17 protein-coding genes are annotated in these 18,020 nt (G+C 45.2%); 8 read left to right on the plus strand and 9 right to left on the minus strand.

Translation table 11 applies throughout. The features are described from left to right. Positions 1–6 precede the first annotated feature (6 nt). From EYR97_RS15315 to EYR97_RS15345, 7 genes are all read left to right on the plus strand, one after another. Positions 7–1,452, plus strand: a complete 1,446-nt coding sequence (locus tag EYR97_RS15315; RefSeq protein ID WP_131094538.1) for a radical SAM protein — start codon at positions 7–9, stop codon at positions 1,450–1,452. A 65-nt stretch (positions 1,453–1,517) separates the two neighbouring features. Further along, the gene (locus tag EYR97_RS15320) at positions 1,518–2,858 is read left to right on the plus strand and encodes a B12-binding domain-containing radical SAM protein (RefSeq protein ID WP_242635055.1); all 1,341 of its coding nucleotides are present in this window, start codon (positions 1,518–1,520) and stop codon (positions 2,856–2,858) included. After that, a complete protein-coding gene (locus EYR97_RS15325; RefSeq protein ID WP_165478067.1) occupies positions 2,851–3,633 on the plus strand; it encodes a bifunctional 2-polyprenyl-6-hydroxyphenol methylase/3-demethylubiquinol 3-O-methyltransferase UbiG in 783 nt (260 codons plus the stop codon). The genes EYR97_RS15320 and EYR97_RS15325 overlap by 8 nt, the downstream gene beginning before the upstream one ends. Continuing rightward, on the plus strand, positions 3,626–4,306 hold the full coding sequence (locus tag EYR97_RS15330) for a radical SAM protein (RefSeq protein WP_131094541.1): 681 nt from the start codon (positions 3,626–3,628) through the stop codon (positions 4,304–4,306). Before EYR97_RS15325 ends, EYR97_RS15330 begins: the two co-directional genes overlap by 8 nt. Next, positions 4,218–5,123 carry a radical SAM protein gene (locus tag EYR97_RS15335; RefSeq protein WP_131094542.1) on the plus strand — a complete coding sequence of 302 codons (906 nt, stop codon included), beginning with the start codon at positions 4,218–4,220 and terminating at the stop codon, positions 5,121–5,123. The genes EYR97_RS15330 and EYR97_RS15335 overlap by 89 nt, the downstream gene beginning before the upstream one ends. Before the next feature lie 74 nt (positions 5,124–5,197). Beyond that, positions 5,198–6,205, plus strand: coding sequence for a radical SAM protein (locus EYR97_RS15340; RefSeq protein WP_258313262.1), 1,008 nt, complete (start codon positions 5,198–5,200; stop codon positions 6,203–6,205). 11 nt (positions 6,206–6,216) lie between these two features. Further along, positions 6,217–6,891: a methyltransferase gene (locus tag EYR97_RS15345; protein ID WP_131094544.1), complete on the plus strand. Its 675-nt coding sequence runs from the start codon at positions 6,217–6,219 to the stop codon at positions 6,889–6,891. 190 nt (positions 6,892–7,081) lie between these two features. Here EYR97_RS15345 and EYR97_RS15350 read toward each other — a convergent pair whose 3' ends face one another. The 4 genes from EYR97_RS15350 to EYR97_RS15365 form a co-directional block, all read right to left on the minus strand. Next, on the minus strand, positions 7,082–8,167 hold the full coding sequence (locus EYR97_RS15350; protein ID WP_131094545.1) for a hypothetical protein: 1,086 nt from the start codon (positions 8,165–8,167) through the stop codon (positions 7,082–7,084). A 173-nt stretch (positions 8,168–8,340) separates the two neighbouring features. Further along, a complete protein-coding gene (gene yiaA, locus EYR97_RS15355; protein WP_131094546.1) occupies positions 8,341–8,811 on the minus strand; it encodes an inner membrane protein YiaA in 471 nt (156 codons plus the stop codon). Beyond that, positions 8,795–9,631 carry a DUF2145 domain-containing protein gene (locus EYR97_RS15360; RefSeq protein ID WP_131094547.1) on the minus strand — a complete coding sequence of 279 codons (837 nt, stop codon included), beginning with the start codon at positions 9,629–9,631 and terminating at the stop codon, positions 8,795–8,797. Before EYR97_RS15360 ends, yiaA begins: the two co-directional genes overlap by 17 nt. A gap of 174 nt (positions 9,632–9,805) precedes the next feature. Then, positions 9,806–10,216 carry a hypothetical protein gene (locus tag EYR97_RS15365; RefSeq protein ID WP_131094548.1) on the minus strand — a complete coding sequence of 137 codons (411 nt, stop codon included), beginning with the start codon at positions 10,214–10,216 and terminating at the stop codon, positions 9,806–9,808. A gap of 131 nt (positions 10,217–10,347) precedes the next feature. Between EYR97_RS15365 and EYR97_RS15370 the strand changes: the two genes are divergently transcribed. After that, positions 10,348–11,082, plus strand: a complete 735-nt coding sequence (locus EYR97_RS15370; protein WP_110289510.1) for a helix-turn-helix transcriptional regulator — start codon at positions 10,348–10,350, stop codon at positions 11,080–11,082. 16 nt (positions 11,083–11,098) lie between these two features. On the opposite strand, the gene EYR97_RS15375 is transcribed toward EYR97_RS15370, so the two are convergent. The 5 genes from EYR97_RS15375 to EYR97_RS15395 form a co-directional block, all read right to left on the minus strand. Further along, positions 11,099–12,601 (minus strand): NCS1 family nucleobase:cation symporter-1, encoded by a 1,503-nt coding sequence (locus EYR97_RS15375; protein WP_131094549.1) that lies wholly within the window; start codon positions 12,599–12,601, stop codon positions 11,099–11,101. A 257-nt stretch (positions 12,602–12,858) separates the two neighbouring features. After that, positions 12,859–15,177, minus strand: a complete 2,319-nt coding sequence (locus EYR97_RS15380; protein ID WP_131094550.1) for a TonB-dependent receptor — start codon at positions 15,175–15,177, stop codon at positions 12,859–12,861. Positions 15,178–15,362: 185 nt separating this feature from the next. Next, positions 15,363–16,853 (minus strand): CoA-acylating methylmalonate-semialdehyde dehydrogenase, encoded by a 1,491-nt coding sequence (locus EYR97_RS15385; protein WP_131094551.1) that lies wholly within the window; start codon positions 16,851–16,853, stop codon positions 15,363–15,365. A 17-nt stretch (positions 16,854–16,870) separates the two neighbouring features. Beyond that, the gene (locus tag EYR97_RS15390) at positions 16,871–17,401 is read right to left on the minus strand and encodes a flavin reductase (protein ID WP_131094552.1); all 531 of its coding nucleotides are present in this window, start codon (positions 17,399–17,401) and stop codon (positions 16,871–16,873) included. A 28-nt stretch (positions 17,402–17,429) separates the two neighbouring features. Beyond that, positions 17,430–18,020, minus strand: coding sequence for a malonic semialdehyde reductase (locus EYR97_RS15395; protein ID WP_131094553.1), 591 nt, complete (start codon positions 18,018–18,020; stop codon positions 17,430–17,432).

The following is an 18,020-nucleotide window of genomic DNA, read 5'->3' on the forward strand; positions in this document are numbered from 1 at the left end:
CCTTTGATGAACAAACAGACAAAACGCGTATTATTAGCCAATGCTTTTTTTCTCAATAACGACCCTAAGCAATTGGTAGAGAAGTTTAAACCCTACCCACCTTTGGCGGCACTTTATGCCGCAGGCAGTTTACGAGCACAAGAAATTGAAGTTAGCCTGTTCGACGCAACCTTAAGCGATGGGTTACCTGATTTCATAGGCGCTGTAGAAAAGTTTGACCCCGACCTTTTGTTGATCTGCGAAGACAGTTTTAATTTTTTAAGTAAAATGTGTCTTTCCCATGTGCGTGAAACCACCATTGACATGATTGCTTTGGCAAAAGCACGAGATATCCCGATAGCGATCAACAGTTCAGACGCGGCTGATTCGCCCAAACCCTATCTTGATGCCGGTGCCGAGTTCGTTATTTTAGGTGAAGTGGAAACCACCTTAGTCGAATTAGTCAATTGGCTCAATGAAGAACAGCAAGAAGCCGAACTACCCGCAGGGCTGATTTATAATCACAATGGCCAATGGGGCCGCTCAGTAAGACGCAACACCAACCGAGCTATCGACAATTTACCACAGCCGTATTGGGATTTGGTTGACATTGAAAAATACCGTAAAGCGTGGCATCAATACCACGGATATTACGGCGTTAATATAGTTACCACCCGAGGTTGTCCTTACCGCTGCAACTGGTGCGCCAAACCCATCTGGGGGCAACAATATGTTTGCCATAGCCCTGCTTATATAGTTGAACAAATCAAATTACTACAACAGTTTGCACAACCACAACACATCTGGTTTGCCGATGATATCTTTGGTCTGAAGCGCGGCTGGATTGAAGAGTTTGCACAATTAATGAGTGAAGCCAAGTTAAAAACCCCTTTTATGATCCAGACCCGTGCTGATCTCATGACGACATCCACGGTAAACGCCCTTAAAAGCGCCGGTTGCCAAGAGGTCTGGTTAGGCGTTGAAAGCGGCAGCCAGTTGATCCTCGATAGCATGGATAAAGACCTCACCCTTAAACAGGTATCAGAGGCAAGGACCTTATTGCGTGATTGCGACATAAGCTGTGGATTTTTTATTCAACTAGGCTATTTAAACGAAGATATTGAACAAATAAAGCAAACCCGAGAGATGATTGTCGACATGTTACCCGATGAAATAGGTGTCAGCGTCAGTTATCCACTGCCGGGCACCGGCTTTTATGACAAAGTAAAAGCTAGGATGTCAAACAAAACCCACTGGCAAGATAGCAATGATCTCGATGCCGTGTTCAATGCCACCTTTACATCGGATTTCTATCGCCGTATACGCAACCATCTGCACCAGGAATTAACCTCGCTATTACGTAATCCCGACTGTCAAAACACTCAAAAACACTGGCAAAATCAATGGCAGGATTTAATGAGTTCAGCCGAGTCCTACCGCAATCGGCTTTCCACCACATTCGCCGAGGCCTGATATGAGCGACATCATTTTAAGCCATGGTTTTTTTCCTCGCCGAGGATGAGAAGGAGCAAAGTGTGATGCGCCCTCACCCGCCACTCGGTTTGATGTACCTTAGTTCATATCTCAAACAAAGAGGCATGACTGTCGAACTGTTCGACAGTACCTTTGCATTGCGACAGCAGCTGTACGATTTGCTTGAACAAGCCTCAAGCAAAATACTGGGGCTTTATACCAACTTGATGACTCGTCCTTCAATACTCGATATCATCAAGCAAGCCAAGAAAAATGGCTTCACAGTGATACTTGGCGGACCTGAGTCGGCCAACTACATCAAAGAATATCTCGACCATGGCGCCGATTACATCATCTCAGGAGAAGGTGAGCACACTCTGTTTGAACTGCTCTACGCCTTACATAATGGTAAAAATATTTGTAATATTTCTGGGATCAGTTTCTATGACAAGTCTCATAAAATAATAAGCAACCCCACCGGTGCATTGCCCAAATCGTTAGATGATTATCCATGGCCAGACCGTGAAGCAGTCAATATTCAGCAATATCTTGATGCTTGGCAGAGCCATCATGGCGAATCCTGCGTCAGTATGATCACCGCAAGAGGATGCCCATTCAAGTGTACATGGTGTTCTCACTCAGTCTTTGGTTTCACTCACAGACGACGTGATCCCATCGATTGCGCCGACGAACTGCAACACATAGTCAAACGCTATAACCCTAGCCACGTTTGGTACGCCGACGACGTTTTTACCATCCATTACAAGTGGTTGTATAGCTATGCCGAAGCACTTCGTGAAAGAGAACTCAAGGTGCCTTTCGAAACTATCTCACGGGCAGATCGCATGACCAATGAAAAAGTGCTCGATACCTTGGCGGAAATGGGCTGTTACCGCATTTGGATTGGTGCCGAAAGTGGCAGCCAGCGGCTGCTTGACCACATGCAACGACGGGTAACTATAGAGCAAATATTCGAGGCCACTAAGCAAGCTCAAAAACGCGGTATTCAAGTTGGTATGTTCTTAATGTGGGGATATGGTGACGAGCAACTGGAAGACATCGACGAAACCGTACATCAAGTGGCTCGTATAAATCCCGATATTTTTCTCACCACTGTCGCTTACCCCATCAAAGGTACCCGGTTTTATCAGGACAACGAACAAGCTATCAATGTGGTGAACCAATGGCATGAAGGCAGCGATCGAGATCTAATCCTCAGTCAACGCCGCTCACCGCGTTATTATCGTTTTGCGAACCGCTACCTTAAGTCTCATGTAGAGGCTACTCGTCTTGGGCACCAAGCGGGTATAGAAGCAAAACGCAAAGCCAAAATGAAGGCAAAGCACGCTAAATGGTCGCGAGCCCTTTTGGCCGCAGCCGAAGATGAGAAACACCTCGATGACTAGTAGCGCCTTTAGCCGATTGGCCGCGTCTTATGACACCGAATTTTCAGGTACTGTGCTGGGGAGGTATTATCGTGCTCGGGTGCATGCTCGGTGTGAAAAGTACTGGCCTGGAGGCAAACATATTGTTGAGATAAACGCAGGTACCGGCGAAGACGCCCTGTTCTTAGCGTCGCTGGGAAACCGGGTTTTAGCTACTGACATCGCTCAGCCCATGGTTGATAAAATCGCCGAAAAAGCCAACAAACTAGGGCTAACTGATTCTATCGACTGTAAGCCGTTGGCCATCGAACAATTGTGTGATTTGCACGGACAACAATTTGATGGTCTATTATCCAATTTTGGCGGTCTCAATTGCATTGCCGACTTTGAGAGCTTTGTCGATAGTGCTAATAAACTATTGCGACCGGGCAGCTACATGATCTTAGTATTGATGGGCCGCTGGGTCCCCTGGGAATGGGGATATTTTGGCTGTCGCGGCCAGTTCAGCAAGGCAATCAGGAGAGTCGAAGGACGGACACTATGGCGTGAGATGGAAATCTATTATCCCCGTTTGAGTACTGTAAAACGCCAGCTTGGCAAACATTTTGAGCTTATGCATAGCGAAGGGCTAGGCATTGTGATGCCACCAAGTTACGTCAATGACGTAGTCAAACGCCATCCTCGCCTGTTCGCCAAACTTGCTGTTCTGGAAGAAAAGTTGGCCAATTGGTCACCTTTGGCTCACATCGCTGATCATTACCTGCTGATTTACCAAAGAAGGCCCCACCATGACTAAACCGCTGATCATTTTTTATAATCCCCAATGTGCCAAGCCCGGTTACCAACGCTTGCCAGCGGCGATTTTGCAGGTCGCCTCACTGGTTGAAGAGCGTTATCCCTACGAAATAGTCGACGCCAACTTAAGGCAATACCCCAATTACGCCGACTATATCATTGATAAAATCGACCAAGGCGCAAAATATCTGGCAATTAGCATTATGCCTGGCCCACAACTGAACTCCACAGTTGCCGATTTACGCAAGATTAAAGCGGCCTGTCCAGAGGTTACGGTTATTGTCGGCGGTTATTTCCCTCTCAATCATACCGAAGTATGCGTTTTCGACCCTGATATTGACTACGCTGTGGTTGGCCCAGGCGAACAGACTTTTATTGAGTTGATAGATACGCTGGAGCAAAAAGAAAACCTAGCTAACGTTAAAGGCATAGCCTTTTGTAGAGACGGCAAATTCATACAAATGCCGCGACGTGAACCTACTCACCCCAACCGTTTGCCACGCTATCCTTACCACAAGGTTAATGTGGAAGACTATGTTGTCAGCACCTTTCTCGGCTCACGTACTTTAAGTCACCACAGCAGTTTTGGCTGCCCGTTTTTTTGCAAGTTTTTGCGCGGTGGTGGCCTTATCCGAGGGAAAATGGTTCGGCGAAAAGGGCGAGCGACTTGGTGAACTGGCCCAATATATGGTTGATAATTGGCGCATCAACGCGCTGGAATTTCACGACAACAACTTTTTCACTTCAGAAAAACGCGTACAGGATTTTTGCCGCGCCTTAATTGAACGTAAACTCAAGCTCAGCTGGTGGGGTGAAGGCAGAGTCGATACCCTGCATAAATACAAAGACGAGACCTGGGCTCTGATGCGTGATTCCGGACTCAAGATGGTATTTCTCGGTGCAGAAAGCGGCGATGACGAGACATTGGCTCGAATGAATAAAGGTGGCAGCCAATCGGCGGAAAACACCCTTTCGTTGGCAGCGAAGATGAAACGTTTTGGAGTGATCCCTGAGTTCAGTTTTATACTGGGTAATCCACCCGAGCCGGAACGCGATGTAAAAAACACTATATCCTTTATTCGCAAAGTTAAAAGAGTCAATCCCAACGCCGAGATCATTATGTATCGTTATGATCCCGTACCCATTGGCGGTGAAATGTTCGATGCTGTCACCAAATTAGGTTTCGAATTTCCAACTACTCTTGAGCAATGGTGTGACCCCAAATGGCGGCAGATTCAACGCAGAACCACAGCGGACGTACCATGGCTGACTATAAAAGGTCAGCGCAGGGTTAGTGATTTTCAAACCGTACTTAACGCGTTTTATCCCACCGCGACTTCACGTCATATAAAACCCGGTTCATGGCGCTATTGGCTTTTGAAAATAGTTAGCGGTATTCGCTATCACTTACGTTTGTACGACCACCCGGTTGAATTAACTTGGCTTCAAAAGCGGCTGACCTATCAAAGACCGGAGATCTCCGGGTTTTGAGCGCATCTAAATCATTAAAGGCGTTGAATCGAAAGCTATGGCCGAAACATCTGTTTTATGCACCACAGTATTTGGTGCTTGGAGTAAACAACTTGTGCAACCTGCACTGCAAGATGTGCGACGTTGGTACACAGAACTTTGAGTCGATTTTTGCGGAAAACCTCACAGGCACTAGGCCAATGCATATGCCGTTAGAACTGTTTGAAACCATAGTGAAGCAAACCGCATTGAATTTTGCGCAAACAAAACTCGGTTATGCCTTTACCGAGCCACTGTTATACAAGCATCTGGAAGATTCTCTTGAACTCACTAACAAGTATTATTTGCACACTAGCATTACAACTAATGCTTTGAAGCTTGAGCAAAAAGCACAGGCACTCTGTGAGTTCGGTGTCAACGAGATTTTTATCTCACTTGATGGACTTGCCAATACACGCAATCATATTCGAGGTCACATTGACAGTTTTGAAAGAGCGATGGCAGGCATAGAAAAATTACTGAGTATGGCTAACTGTCCTGCAATCTCGGTATTTTGTGTCATTACCCCGTGGAACACCGGTGAGCTCAAAGCATTTGTCGACCATTTTGCCAATATGCCTCTGGCAGGAATAGGCTTTATGCACACAAACTTTACTCCTGAAGCAATAGCTCAGCAGCACAACCTGCTCTATGGCCGTAAATATTTTGCCACGGCTTCCAATGTATTCGATATCAATATTGAACAGATCAACCTACAGCAGTTATGGCAACAAATGAAAGAAATTAACAGTCACAGTTATCCTTTCCCAGTGAGCTTTTCACCTCTTTTGTCTGATCAAGCCGCTGTTGAGCGCTTTTATCAACGTCCACAGGAATTTATCGGTAAACAATGCCTCGACGTATTTAAGAATATGATGATAAAGTCAGACGGGTCTGTGATACCCGCTCATGGTAGATGCTATAACCTCAACGTCGGCAATCTTTATCAAGAAGACCTAAAGAGTATCTGGAACAGTTCTGTGTATGCTCAGTTGCGAGCAGATTTAAACAAAGCCGGAGGTCTATTACCGGCCTGCTCGCGCTGCTGCAGCAGCTTTACCTGAAGGATCTCATAATGAAGAACTGGTTGCGTTGGCTACTGTCTTTTACCTTAAAACCCTTTTTACAACATTATTATCTTAAATCAGCAAGACAGTATCGTTACAAACACTTGAAACTCAAAGTAGAACCTGGAGTGTTTCATCCGGGGTTGTTTTTCAGTTCGAAATTTATGGCCAGTTTTATTCATCGTTTGGAGCTTGCAAACAGTCGAATGTTGGATATGGGCTGTGGCAGTGGCATGTTGTCTTTTGTGGCAGCACAGAAGGGTGCTGAGGTGGTAAGTGTCGACCTCAGTGATGCCGCTTTGGCAAACACACTTAGCAATGCACTGGCTAACAATATTGACGTGACCGTGCTCAAATCCGATCTATTCGATCAAGTTGACGGCCATTTTGACCTTATTGTTGTCAACCCCCCTTACTACCCTCGCAATCCCAAGAACGAGCAGCAATTAGCTTGGTATTGCGGCGAGCAATTTCAATATTTTCAACGCTTCTTCGCCGCCCTTAGCCACCATACCAAAGAAAGTAGCCAAGTGTTTATGGTATTGTCGGAAGGCTGTGATCTGCAAAGCATAAAAGCGATAGCGGCCGAATACCAGTTCACTATGCATTGTATTTGTGAAAAAAACCTCTGGCTGGAACGAAACTATATATTTGCCATTCAAAGAAACCAGACCAATAACTGAGTTAAGTGTGGCTCAGTAGACAAAAAACAGGTTATGCATTAGATGGGCTCTTTAGCCCTGTAAGCGTAAAACAAATACCTCTCGGCCAGACAGATACTTTAGAATCATAGAATCAAGTCACCGCTCCTTGGAGCAAAAAAAGAAACATTTCAACGATTAGATTGGTGATTATTAGCAACTCGTGCTTAGTTTATGTTACGGCTTGACTATACTTTGACCTTTCAAAGGTTAAGCTGATATATTTTTCAAGCAACGCTGACGGATCATCTACACTAAGAAACAGGGCATCCATCGGTTCAATAAAGGTAGCTAGACCCGAATAGTATTGTTGACCTGAAATAAAAGTTAGTTTTACGTTCGCGCTGCCTCTTCCAAAATGGAATTGCTCTTTTATAGTTGATGGAGCCCACTTACCTGCTTCTATTTTTTGAACGTTTAGAAGTGGAATAACTGTCATTCCCCACCACGAATTATTTACCATCAGCTTGTCATTTATCAGATACACAGAATAGTGCTTACTAACTCTGTAATTAGCAATAAACATCACTATGAGGTAAAAAATCAAGGTTGCCACGACAATGGCAACCGTTTCACTCCAAAGTGCAATGGCGAGATAACTTGCATACGTCGCAACTACAAGCGCTACACAAACCAGTGACATATGCCACCATTGTGCGGACCATAAACGCAGATTGGCTATGGCGGGAACATGGTTTCTACTAAAACGAGGAATGGCGTAGTACCAACTGGCGGGCTCATGAGCAAACATAAGTGCCAACTCTAACTTCTTTGCTTCCTTTGATCCTTTTTCATAAATGTTATCGCCTGCATATTGTTCCAGCATATGAACTCGCGGATCGCCAGAGAGCTTTCGAGCCCCCCACAACGCTTTGACTATCGTTACCAGCAGGAGAATTTCAATCACCATCAATACGGCAATAATCGGATATTTAAGATAGGTAATGAATTCAAAGTAATAGGCTAACTTCTCTGGATAGTTATAGCGTGCGACCAAACTACTTAAAGAAAGAACTAACAATAATTTCCACAGAGCCTGATTGCCAATTTGAATGATCCAGAAATAGTAAAGTACAGGCAAAAAGACAAAATATGCCAACGTAACCAGCACGGTATTACGCCACTGTGTGTTAGCCCAAATACTTTTAAGGGAGAAGGTTATTTCAGGAAGGGTTTCAGGTAAAAATAACGTGCCCACATAAAAGCAGGCAGCAGCAACTATCAGAAAAGCTAATCGGTATTTAATGGGTTTGCGCATAATTCATCCCTGAAGTGTTAAACAAGCTGGCTGAATGCCGAACCAGCTTACTACCTACCATACTGAAAACGCGCCGAAACCAAAAGCGTAAATCGTAAAACTAATGGGGTCAGAGTACATTACTTAGAAATGTACTCCGCCCCCATTAATTTAATGTACTCTGACCCCATTTTTTAAGCGGCTTTCACTTTGGGAGAGTCTTCGTGCTCAGTAGCGCTGCTTTGAGTATCTCTTTTTGTGTTGCGTGACTCGTCTATAATTTGGCTATCGCGTACGTTCTTCTGCACCGTAATAGCTGCAAAGAGGCTTAGAGTGAAGGCCATGCCGAAGAAGCCTTTTTCACTTAATAAAAGCTCAGCATTTAATAAGCCAACCACTAACAATACGATGGCTGATGCAGTAGCTACAGCTGATGCAAGGAAATACGCTTTAGTAGTTGGCACACCTTCCATTTTATCGCGTACCGTTTTTTGTAAGCTCACAACAGAAAACAAGCCAAATAACATAATGGTGAAGTAATAACCTTTTTCATTAAGCGCCATTGGGGCATTGTAAAGGCCGATAAAATAAGCGCCTACACCCACAATTAGGGCTGCCAGTGATGCTATGCGAAATGCTTTCGTTGGTTTATTCTGAGTCTGCATTGTTAAATTCCTCTATAATAGTTGCCCCATTGTTACTTGCAAAAATAACTGCCTTTTCCGATAAATCGTATTTCTGCATGTAACGAGCAAGGCTTCCAAATGTAGTTGTTTCCACCTTACGACCGTGATCGGACAGCGTCACGCCGTCGCTGAACATACTCGCCAAGCCAAGTTTTGCGCGGCTCATGTTGACTTTTTGCGGTGTAAAATATGCTTTTGCATTAGCTTTTAGTTGAGCTATATCTGTGGTGGAGTACACCGCAGCATTCAGTACATCTAATGTGTACTCGGTACAGTTTTGTCGTTCACTGTTGAATGGGTTAGCAACGACTGAATAGCGTGGGTTATGCAACAATTTTGCTTTATCTTCGCTGTACATGCTTATAAGCGCTTGCTGTACAGGAACCGATGGGATAATGAGGCCTGCTTCGAGCGCATAAGCACTCCAGAAAAAATCTACAGGATAATCGGTAACTAGATGGCTCACGTCTTGTTCATCAGCATCTTGATACAAATTATGGATAGCATAGCCTTTGGCTGTCTCTCCATTATCAAGCTGTATGCTTGAGTAGATTGCAATAGCAGTGTGCGTGAAGCGAATGCCCTTTGGCATGTCTTCAATCGGTCTGCCTCGCCTTGCAATAATGAAAGCACGAGCTCCTTGGCTTGCCGCATACTTTTCTATTTCTTTAGAAAAAATGGCAATGGCTTCTGGTGAAAACGAAGGTTTTCCGTGCTGCTGACTACCTGCCAAAGCGTGATTAGCGTTGGCAGTAAGTAGTACCAAAGCCACAGCTATTGAATACAAAAATGGTTTCATACTCTTCCCTGCTTAAATTCTTTCGACTTGCACTGAATAAGAGCCACCTAAAGCGCTCGCTATTTATTATGAAGCGCTAGATGCACAACGCTTCGCTGTAGCAGTGTTTTACCAAACTATAGCCACTTTTATAGCGTCCAATCGCGCTTCAAAGTTCGAGCAATTAATTAACCGTTAGCGTTTAGTTGTGGTAGTAGTTGTTGTAGTCGTTGTTGTGTTAGTGGTCGCGACGACTTTGTTTGGCGCAGGGTCTGCAGTAATGATCGTTTCGGTAACCACTAACGGCTGGTTATTATTAACGGAGGACTGATGACTAGATCCGTGAATACTGTGACTACTCTCGTCAATCACACTTTCAGCAACTGCACTACCTGCCACTACAGCACTGCCGGTTAGTAACACCGGAACAGCGACTACGGCACTCGCTACTGACGCCGTCGTAGCTAAGCCTTCAGATGCAGCAAGCGCGCTATGTTTACTGGCTTTGCCACTGTGGTCGATGGAATCATCTGCCATTACAGAATGGGTAAGAAGCGCACTACTTAATAGTGCAGTTAACATCAATGTTGAACGCGAATTTTTCATATCACTTGCTCCTAGTATGTAAAGGCGAGATGTGCCTGAACATGTTCTACACTAGAACCAAGAATAAATTTCGTAAACCGCAATCGCTGATGTAGTATTAAATTACACCACAAGTATAAATATTTAATACCATGAGCCAAATTAACCTTGTTTACGACACGCTTAAACAATGTTTACGAGAGCAGCGATTTACCTACAAACAGATCGCACAGAAACTGAACGTAAGCGAGGCCAGCGTAAAACGAAATTTCTCTTTACAGGCTTTTAGCCTCGATAAACTGGAACAGATTTGTGAATGTCTAAATTTGTCATTAAGCGACCTTTTTAGCCTGTCGCAAAAGCAGCAGGAAAAAATATCACAGCTGTCTGAGAAGCAAGAAATGGAGCTACTTGCCAATCCCAAACTACTGCTCGCAGCAGTTTGCGTGCGCGATGGTTGGCGATTCTCGGAAATCATCAAGCACTACGATATTTCTGAGGTAGAGGGCATTAAGCTAATGACAACCTTAGATAAACTTAAGCTTATAGAGCTGTTACCGAACAACCGCTACAAGCTACTTATTGCGCAAAACTTTCGCTGGATCCCTGGCGGCCCGCTAGAGAAATTTATGGAACAGGAAGTAATGGTAAAGTTTATGGATCCAAAGAAAAACGAGCCATGGATGTTCCGTTTTTATTTGCGCGGCCGCTATTCTCAAACCTCGGTTTCGATTATTCAGCGCCGTCTTGAACAACTGCGACAAGAAGCCGCAAAACTCAGCAGCGAAGATAATGCCCTACCAATTGAAGAACGCCAGCACATTGGTCTTTTAATGGCGATGCGGCCCTGGGAGCCCTCACTTTTTGAAAACATGAAGCGAAAATAAAAGTACTCTGCCCCCATTATTGGGAGGCACTTTTTGCTTGCATGGCGACAGGTACTTTGTTAGAGAGGAGTAGGTAAACAACGCTGGCGATGATTAACCCTACAAACCATGCGTAGGCGTAAAGCGTATCGAAAATAGCCGGCACGCTTTCTACAAAACCAGCTGCGTGAAGAAAACCGGGGACATTGGGTAAAATGCCAATAATAAGCGCAGTCACACCTGCCATGTTCCAACCGTTGTTCGCGCCATATTCGCCAGAGTGTTGAAATAGCGCATCAATGTTTAACGTCGATTTTCTCAAGATAAAATAGTCGGCGATTAAAATACCCGCGATAGGACCAAGAAGCGCAGAATATCCCGTGAGCCATGTAAATAAATAGCCCCCCGCGGTTTCAAGCAGCTTCCAAGGGAAGATAGCAACGCCGATACCAGCGGTTATATAGCCGCCCATTTTGAAGCTTATTTTCGAAGGCGCTATATTCGAAAAGCCATAGGCTGGAGCTACCATATTGGCGGCTAAGTTTGTGGTTAACGTTGCAAGTGCTAACGCAGCAAGCGCCAACACTACCCCCATGCCGCCCATTCTACCGGCTAGTGCGACAGGGTCCCATATGGCCTCGCCATAAATGGTGACCGTTGCCGACGTTACCGCCACACCGATAAAGGCAAACAGCGCCATAGGTAACGGCAAGCCAAAAGCTTGGCCCAACATTTGGTCTTTTTGTGATTTTGCAAAGCGTGTGAAATCGGGAATGTTCAACGCCATGGTTGCCCAGAAACCCACCATGGAGGTTAAGCCCGCGAAGAAGGCTGTCCAAAACTGCCCTTCTTTGGCTCCACCTTCCACAAATTGAGATGGGGTTGACAACATTTCACCAAACCCACCTGCATTAACGTATGCCCAACCAAGAAGCGCTAAGCCCATTAAGATCAAAAATGGTGCAGCAAAAGTTTCAAGCCAACGAATAGATTCGGTGCCGTGTTTTATAAAAACCAAGTGCATCGCCCAGAAAGCGAAGAAGCACAGGGTTTGTGTGATATCGATACCTAAAAATGGTAGTGCCTGCCCCACAAATGCGTCGCCGCTCACGCTATTTAAAATAACGTAAATGGCACTGCCGCCTACCCATGTGTTAATTCCAAACCACCCACATGCGACAAGCCCACGGGCCAAAGCAGGAATTTTCGCGCCTTTGGTGCCAAATGCGCTGCGTAACAGTACAGGAAAAGGTAATCCGTATTTTGCCCCTGCGTGTCCAATTAGCATCATTGGTACTAGTACAATAACGTTACCGAGTAATACAGTAATAACAGCTTGATACCAGTTCATACCTTCCGAGACCAATCCTGCTGAGAGCATGTAAGTGGGTACACACACAACCATGGCAACCCACAGTGCTGCATAGTCTTTCCATCCCCATGTTCTTGCTTCTTGGCTCGTTGGCGCTAAGTCCTCATTCCACAAATCGCTGTCGTAATGGGCGGGCTTAATCATGGTGTGTTTATTCGAATTATCCACGATGTTTGTTCCTTTATGGGGTTGTATGTATTGCAGTGCATTTTTTTGTGCTTGAAGACGGGTTCTCGCTTTTGCACCTGTTCTTGCACTGGTATATCTATTTCTACCTTTAAAAAAGGCTTGTCTTAAATGCTTGTCTTAAACACTTGCTAAAAACGTTGCCTATTTGTCTATGCAGGCAAGTAGAGAAAGTCGAAGCCATAAGACCCCGATTTCCCCATCTATTCACTTACTTTAAAAAACCAATCATGTATTAACTAGAAGTTTCTTCTAATTGTTACACCATAGGTTCTTGGCTTCGCGTAAGATATTTGAGAAGTACCGTAAAACCCTGTCACATCGAAACCGATAAGTTCGTGATCCGAGTCGAACAAGTTATCGACATACGCTGCTACGTGCCATTTGTCTTCACCGTCATCCCACGTTAAACGGGCATCTGCAACACTGTATCCATCAATTTCATGGGCAGTATAGTTTCGAGCATTGTGAAATGTCTCTGTTTGATAGCTGGCAGAAAGCTGCGCTGCCATATTTCCTTCAAAGGCATCCCAGTTGTAGCGAAGCATCGCCGATGCTTGGTATTCAGGTGTGAATGGCGGTGTGGTGTCTGCAAAGTAGCCAGAGGCAACTTCAAGATCTTCCACTACGGCATCGGTATAAGACACATTGAAAAGCACATCTAAACTTTCACTTGGTGTTAAGAACAGCTCTAACTCTAGGCCTTTAAAACTGGCTTTTTCATTCGATACAACACCTGCATTATTTACCCAAGAAAAAGATTGGTAATCGCTGTAGTCATAGTAGAAAACGTTAGCATTAAATACCCCATTGCCTTGCATGAAGCTGTGCTTGAGTCCAGCCTCGTAAGCCGTTAGTTCTTCGGGTTTGTATTGGCTAAAGCCCCCCATCAACGGTGCGTTAAAACTGCCAGCTTTTACACCGCGGTTTACCCCAACGTAGTAGAGGCTATCACCTACGCTGTATTCCAACTGTAATTTTGCAGACCACAAGTTTTGATCATTGGTATCTTCTAATGTTTCAAGGGAGGTTGTGGTGGTATCAATTTCAATCATGCGATCATTGGTATTCGTATTTTGGTAAACATTACCAATGAAGTCTTTGTCTTCACGGGTATAACGCAAACCACCCACTAACACTAAACTGTCTGATAAGCTGTAATCAACCTGCCCAAAAACAGAGTAAGATTCCGTGTCTAGTGACACTAAAGTATTGTTCTCCTCGCCACCTAAAAAGAAGGTAGTTGGTGAGCCCGCTAAGCCCTGGCTATAGTCAGTGTCAATGGACAAGTAATACAAGCCAGTTACCCACTTCATGTCGCCCGTATCACCGGAAAGTCGAAACTCTTGGCTATATTGGTCAATGGTACTATTTGACTGGAAAATAAGTTCAGGCGAAGCAGTTTGGTCAGAGTCTAAACCTACTGTGCGCTTGAATTGTTTGTAATCCGACATGGCAAAGAAATCAAAAGCGTCAAAGGCGTATTCAAATGTCATCGCTAAACCATGCGACTTGATTTTGTTTTGATCATCAAACGCGAAGTCTTTATTGACTAAGCGACCTGAGCCATCTGGGTCGAAGTTTCCATTGAAGTCGCCCCCTTGAACTGGACGAAACGGGTCACCATTGAAGTTGCCGTCTACGCACACGCCAGCACGGATCGTGTCACAGCCCATAGGATCATCTGCCGCAAAAATTACATCAATAACGTTGCCGTTGGCATCTTGAACTTCAGTGGTATTGACCACCTGATAAGGGCCTTCACTTTTTGTTGTGTCAGACCAATTCCCGCTTAACAGTAAAGACCCATCTTCACCTACATCAAACATCAACTGTGCACGAAAGGCTTTGGTATCATCGTTATACCCGTCTTCACCACCGCCAACTGAGCCTAAGCGCGTATCCGGCGCTGCGCCGTCTTCATAGATGTTCTTAAGAATTTCACCTTGTTGATTGGTAAACCCAGAAAAGCGCCCGTAAATACCGTCAGCTAATTCACCAGATATAGCGCCTTCGAAGCGAAATTGGTCGAAACGTGCAGCGGTAAATTCAGCGTATCCCTCAGTTTCAGCGGTGGGCTTTGCCGTTACGGTGTTCACCAAGCCGCCAGTGGCATTACGTCCGAAAAGTGTTCCTTGTGGGCCTTTTAATATCTCAATTCGCGCCACGTCAAATAGACCAAATGTCTGTGCTTGTGTGCTAGCTAGGTAACCGCCATCTACGTACACAGCAACAGGTGCTTCGGCTAAATCTGCATAGTCGTTTTGAACTACACCGCGAATGTTGAAAATGGCACGTTGACCACCGATGTCACCAGCTAAAGAAACGCCCGGTGTAAACGCAATAAGCTCGGTACTACTTTCAAGCCCAAGGGCTTCCAACTGCTCTCCTGAAAATGCGGTAACCGCAATACCCACATCACTGATATTTTGATTACGCTTTTGTGCGGTAACCTCAATACTTTCCCATACATTTTGTGTAGCGCTCGCCACAGGTGTTAATAGTGCCATTGTCACTGACATTGCCAGCAAGCACTTCCGTGTTACCAAAGTTTGCATGTTCTACTCTCATTTATAGTTTTTTTAACAAGCCTTGCGGCGGTGTCGTCCTGATTTTTTTAAGAGTAACTCTGTCGATGTGAACAGCTTATCGAAGGCCACTGAGTTGCAAGCCAAAGGCAGGACTGGAGAGAAACTGCCAATGACTTGCGTTTTAAAATTGTTATAGATGTTTGATAGTGTGCTTAGCTAGGAAATGAAAAGCTCACCCCCTCTCTTACACCGCTGGAAGGCCAGCGTTGCGTGATAGTTTTGCGCTTCGTGTAAAAACGTACGCCATCGGGTCCGTATGCGTGTAAATCACCAAATAACGAGCGTTTCCAGCCACCAAAACTGTGGTAAGACACAGGCACTGGTAATGGCACATTAATGCCCACCATGCCCACTTGAATATTGTCAGAGAAAAATCGAGCTGCTTCGCCATCGCGGGTAAAGATACACGTACCATTACCATATTCATGATCATCAATAAGCTGCATGGCGTCTTGCATACTTTCTACTCTGATGACCTGTAAAACAGGGCCGAAAATTTCAGCTTGATAGCTGCTCATTTGTGGCAATACATGGTCAATTAAAGTTGCACCAACAAAGAAGCCATCTTCATAACCTGCTACGGATATCTGGCGTCCATCAACCACAATTTGCGCCCCCTGTTGTTCTGCGCTTGTGATATAGCCTTCTACTTTGTCTTTGTGCTGCGCGGTGATAACTGGCCCAAAGTCATTACTCGCCTCATCAAACGCCCCCACTTTTAAACCCAACATGGCAGTTTGAAGTTTATCAACTAGACGATCTGCAACTTCATTGCCAACCGCAACTACCACAGACAACGCCATACAACGCTCACCTGACGAACCAAACGCAGCACCAAGTAATTGATTAACTGCATTGTCTACATCGGCATCGGGCATCACTATCGCGTGATTTTTTGCTCCGCCCAATGCTTGGCAACGCTTTCCTGCTGCATTTGCGCGAGTATAGATATACTCAGCAATTGGCGTAGACCCCACAAAGCTAATTGCTTTCACACGTTCATTGTCCAACAGTGAATCTACCGCTTCCTTGTCGCCATTGACTACATTGAAAACACCATCGGGTAAACCAGCTTCTTTTAACAACTTGGCAAGGAATATGGCGCAGCTTGGGTCACGCTCTGATGGTTTAAGTACAAACGTGTTGCCGCAAACAAGAGCAAGTGGAAACATCCAAAGTGGTACCATGGCGGGAAAGTTAAATGGAGTGATCCCAGCCACAACGCCTAAAGGCTGAAACTCACTCCACGAGTCTATCCCCGGGCCAACGTTTTTACTGTGTTCACCTTTTAACAATTGTGGTGCAGCACAGGCAAACTCTACGTTCTCAATACCACGCTGTAACTCACCAGCAGCGTCATGACTTATTTTTCCGTGCTCTGCGCCAATAAGCGCAATAATTTCTTCACTGTGAGCTTCTAACAGATTTTTAAATGCAAACATAATGCGTGCCCGTTTACTCACGGGTGTATTTCGCCATTCGGGAAAGGCACTTTGCGCACTTATCACAGCGTCATTCACCGTTTGCGAAGACGCCAGTAAAACCAGCTTTTCCGCTTGTCCTGTGGCAGGGTTATGTACATCTTGCATACGCCCTTTTGGGGTGCATGTTTCACCATTAATGAAGTGTCCAACTACTTTCATGCTCGCTTCAATCCTTTTTATTTGCTGCAAGCCAAGTCGCGATAACCACGTTGGTAATACAATAGAGCATCGGCCTGTTCATCTTGCTTAATCCCCACAACCTGACAAAAGATAACATCGTGAGTTGCCACACTTTTTACTTCAGTAATGATGCAGTCAAAGCACACCGCGGCATCGACCAATACAGGAGCGCCTGTTACTAGTGTTTCCCATTCTCCACTTTCGAAGCGTTCATTCATTGGGGCTTTCCCACCAAACAAATTAGAAATGGGCTGTTGCGATGAGGTTAGCGTGTTGATAGCAATACTGGTGCTTTTTGCAAAAGCCTTGTGTACCGACGCGCCTCTATTTAGACATACCAGCAAAGTGGCCGGATTGTCGCTAACACTGCAAACCGCCGTTGCAGTAAACCCCGCTTTTCCATCTTCGGTTTGCGTAGTAACGACATTCACTGCCGCAGCCAAACTGGCCATGCCTTGACGATAATCTTCGGGCGATACGGCAGCCACGGTGTCCAATGTTTCTTCATTCAGTGCAAGTAATGACATGCGTAACTCCTTCTCTAATTAATTGGGGTTAGATGATTTGACACGCTTGTTCAAAGCTCAATCTAGGTAAACGCTTATGCACTTTTTCACCATCGCCATAGCCGATATTGAGTAGGAAGTTCACGCGCCATGTGCTGTCTGCAAAGAAGGTTTCATTGAGTAGCGTTGGGTTAAAACCCGACATTGCTCCGGCATCTAGCCCTAGCGCACGTGCAGCGCTTATCAAGTAAGCACCTTGTAGTGAGCTATTGCGCATAGCCGTTTCCAATGCTGCTTCGGGGCTTGAAGTAAACCAACTTTTGGCGTCGGCATACGGGAACAATGTAGGGAGCTGTTCATAGAATTCTTCGTCGTAAGCCACAATTACCGTACAAGGTGCTGTCATCGTCTGTTCAACATTGCCACTAGACAAACAGGGCTTGAGTTTCTCTTTTGCTTCCTCGGATGTGATAAAAACGAATCTGGCAGGACTACAATTTGCTGATGTAGAGCCCACTTTTACCAAGTCATATAGTTGCGTTAGTAACTCTTGTGGTATAGATTTTTCGAGCCACGAGGTATGGGTGTGTGCATCGGTAAAAAGTTGTGCCAGTGCAGTGTCGTGAAGTGGTGTGGTCAT

Source organism: Alteromonas sp. KUL42, from assembly GCF_006538325.1.
In the GTDB taxonomy this organism is placed as follows: Bacteria; Pseudomonadota; Gammaproteobacteria; order Enterobacterales; family Alteromonadaceae; genus Alteromonas.

Coding starts and splice junctions, on each gene's coding strand:
- EYR97_RS15330 (WP_131094541.1), top strand. CDS start 3,626: ATGACTAAACCGCTGATCATTTTTTATAATCCCCAATGTGCCAAGCCC.
- EYR97_RS15385 (WP_131094551.1), bottom strand. CDS start 16,853: ATGAAAGTAGTTGGACACTTCATTAATGGTGAAACATGCACCCCAAAA.
- EYR97_RS15345 (WP_131094544.1), top strand. CDS start 6,217: ATGAAGAACTGGTTGCGTTGGCTACTGTCTTTTACCTTAAAACCCTTT.
- EYR97_RS15320 (WP_242635055.1), top strand. CDS start 1,518: ATGCGCCCTCACCCGCCACTCGGTTTGATGTACCTTAGTTCATATCTC.
- EYR97_RS15325 (WP_165478067.1), top strand. CDS start 2,851: ATGACTAGTAGCGCCTTTAGCCGATTGGCCGCGTCTTATGACACCGAA.
- EYR97_RS15365 (WP_131094548.1), bottom strand. CDS start 10,216: ATGAAAAATTCGCGTTCAACATTGATGTTAACTGCACTATTAAGTAGT.
- EYR97_RS15315 (WP_131094538.1), top strand. CDS start 7: ATGAACAAACAGACAAAACGCGTATTATTAGCCAATGCTTTTTTTCTC.
- EYR97_RS15390 (WP_131094552.1), bottom strand. CDS start 17,401: ATGTCATTACTTGCACTGAATGAAGAAACATTGGACACCGTGGCTGCC.
- EYR97_RS15370 (WP_110289510.1), top strand. CDS start 10,348: ATGAGCCAAATTAACCTTGTTTACGACACGCTTAAACAATGTTTACGA.
- EYR97_RS15380 (WP_131094550.1), bottom strand. CDS start 15,177: ATGCAAACTTTGGTAACACGGAAGTGCTTGCTGGCAATGTCAGTGACA.
- EYR97_RS15350 (WP_131094545.1), bottom strand. CDS start 8,167: ATGCGCAAACCCATTAAATACCGATTAGCTTTTCTGATAGTTGCTGCT.
- EYR97_RS15395 (WP_131094553.1), bottom strand. CDS start 18,020: ATGACCACACCACTTCACGACACTGCACTGGCACAACTTTTTACCGAT.
- yiaA (WP_131094546.1), bottom strand. CDS start 8,811: ATGCAGACTCAGAATAAACCAACGAAAGCATTTCGCATAGCATCACTG.
- EYR97_RS15360 (WP_131094547.1), bottom strand. CDS start 9,631: ATGAAACCATTTTTGTATTCAATAGCTGTGGCTTTGGTACTACTTACT.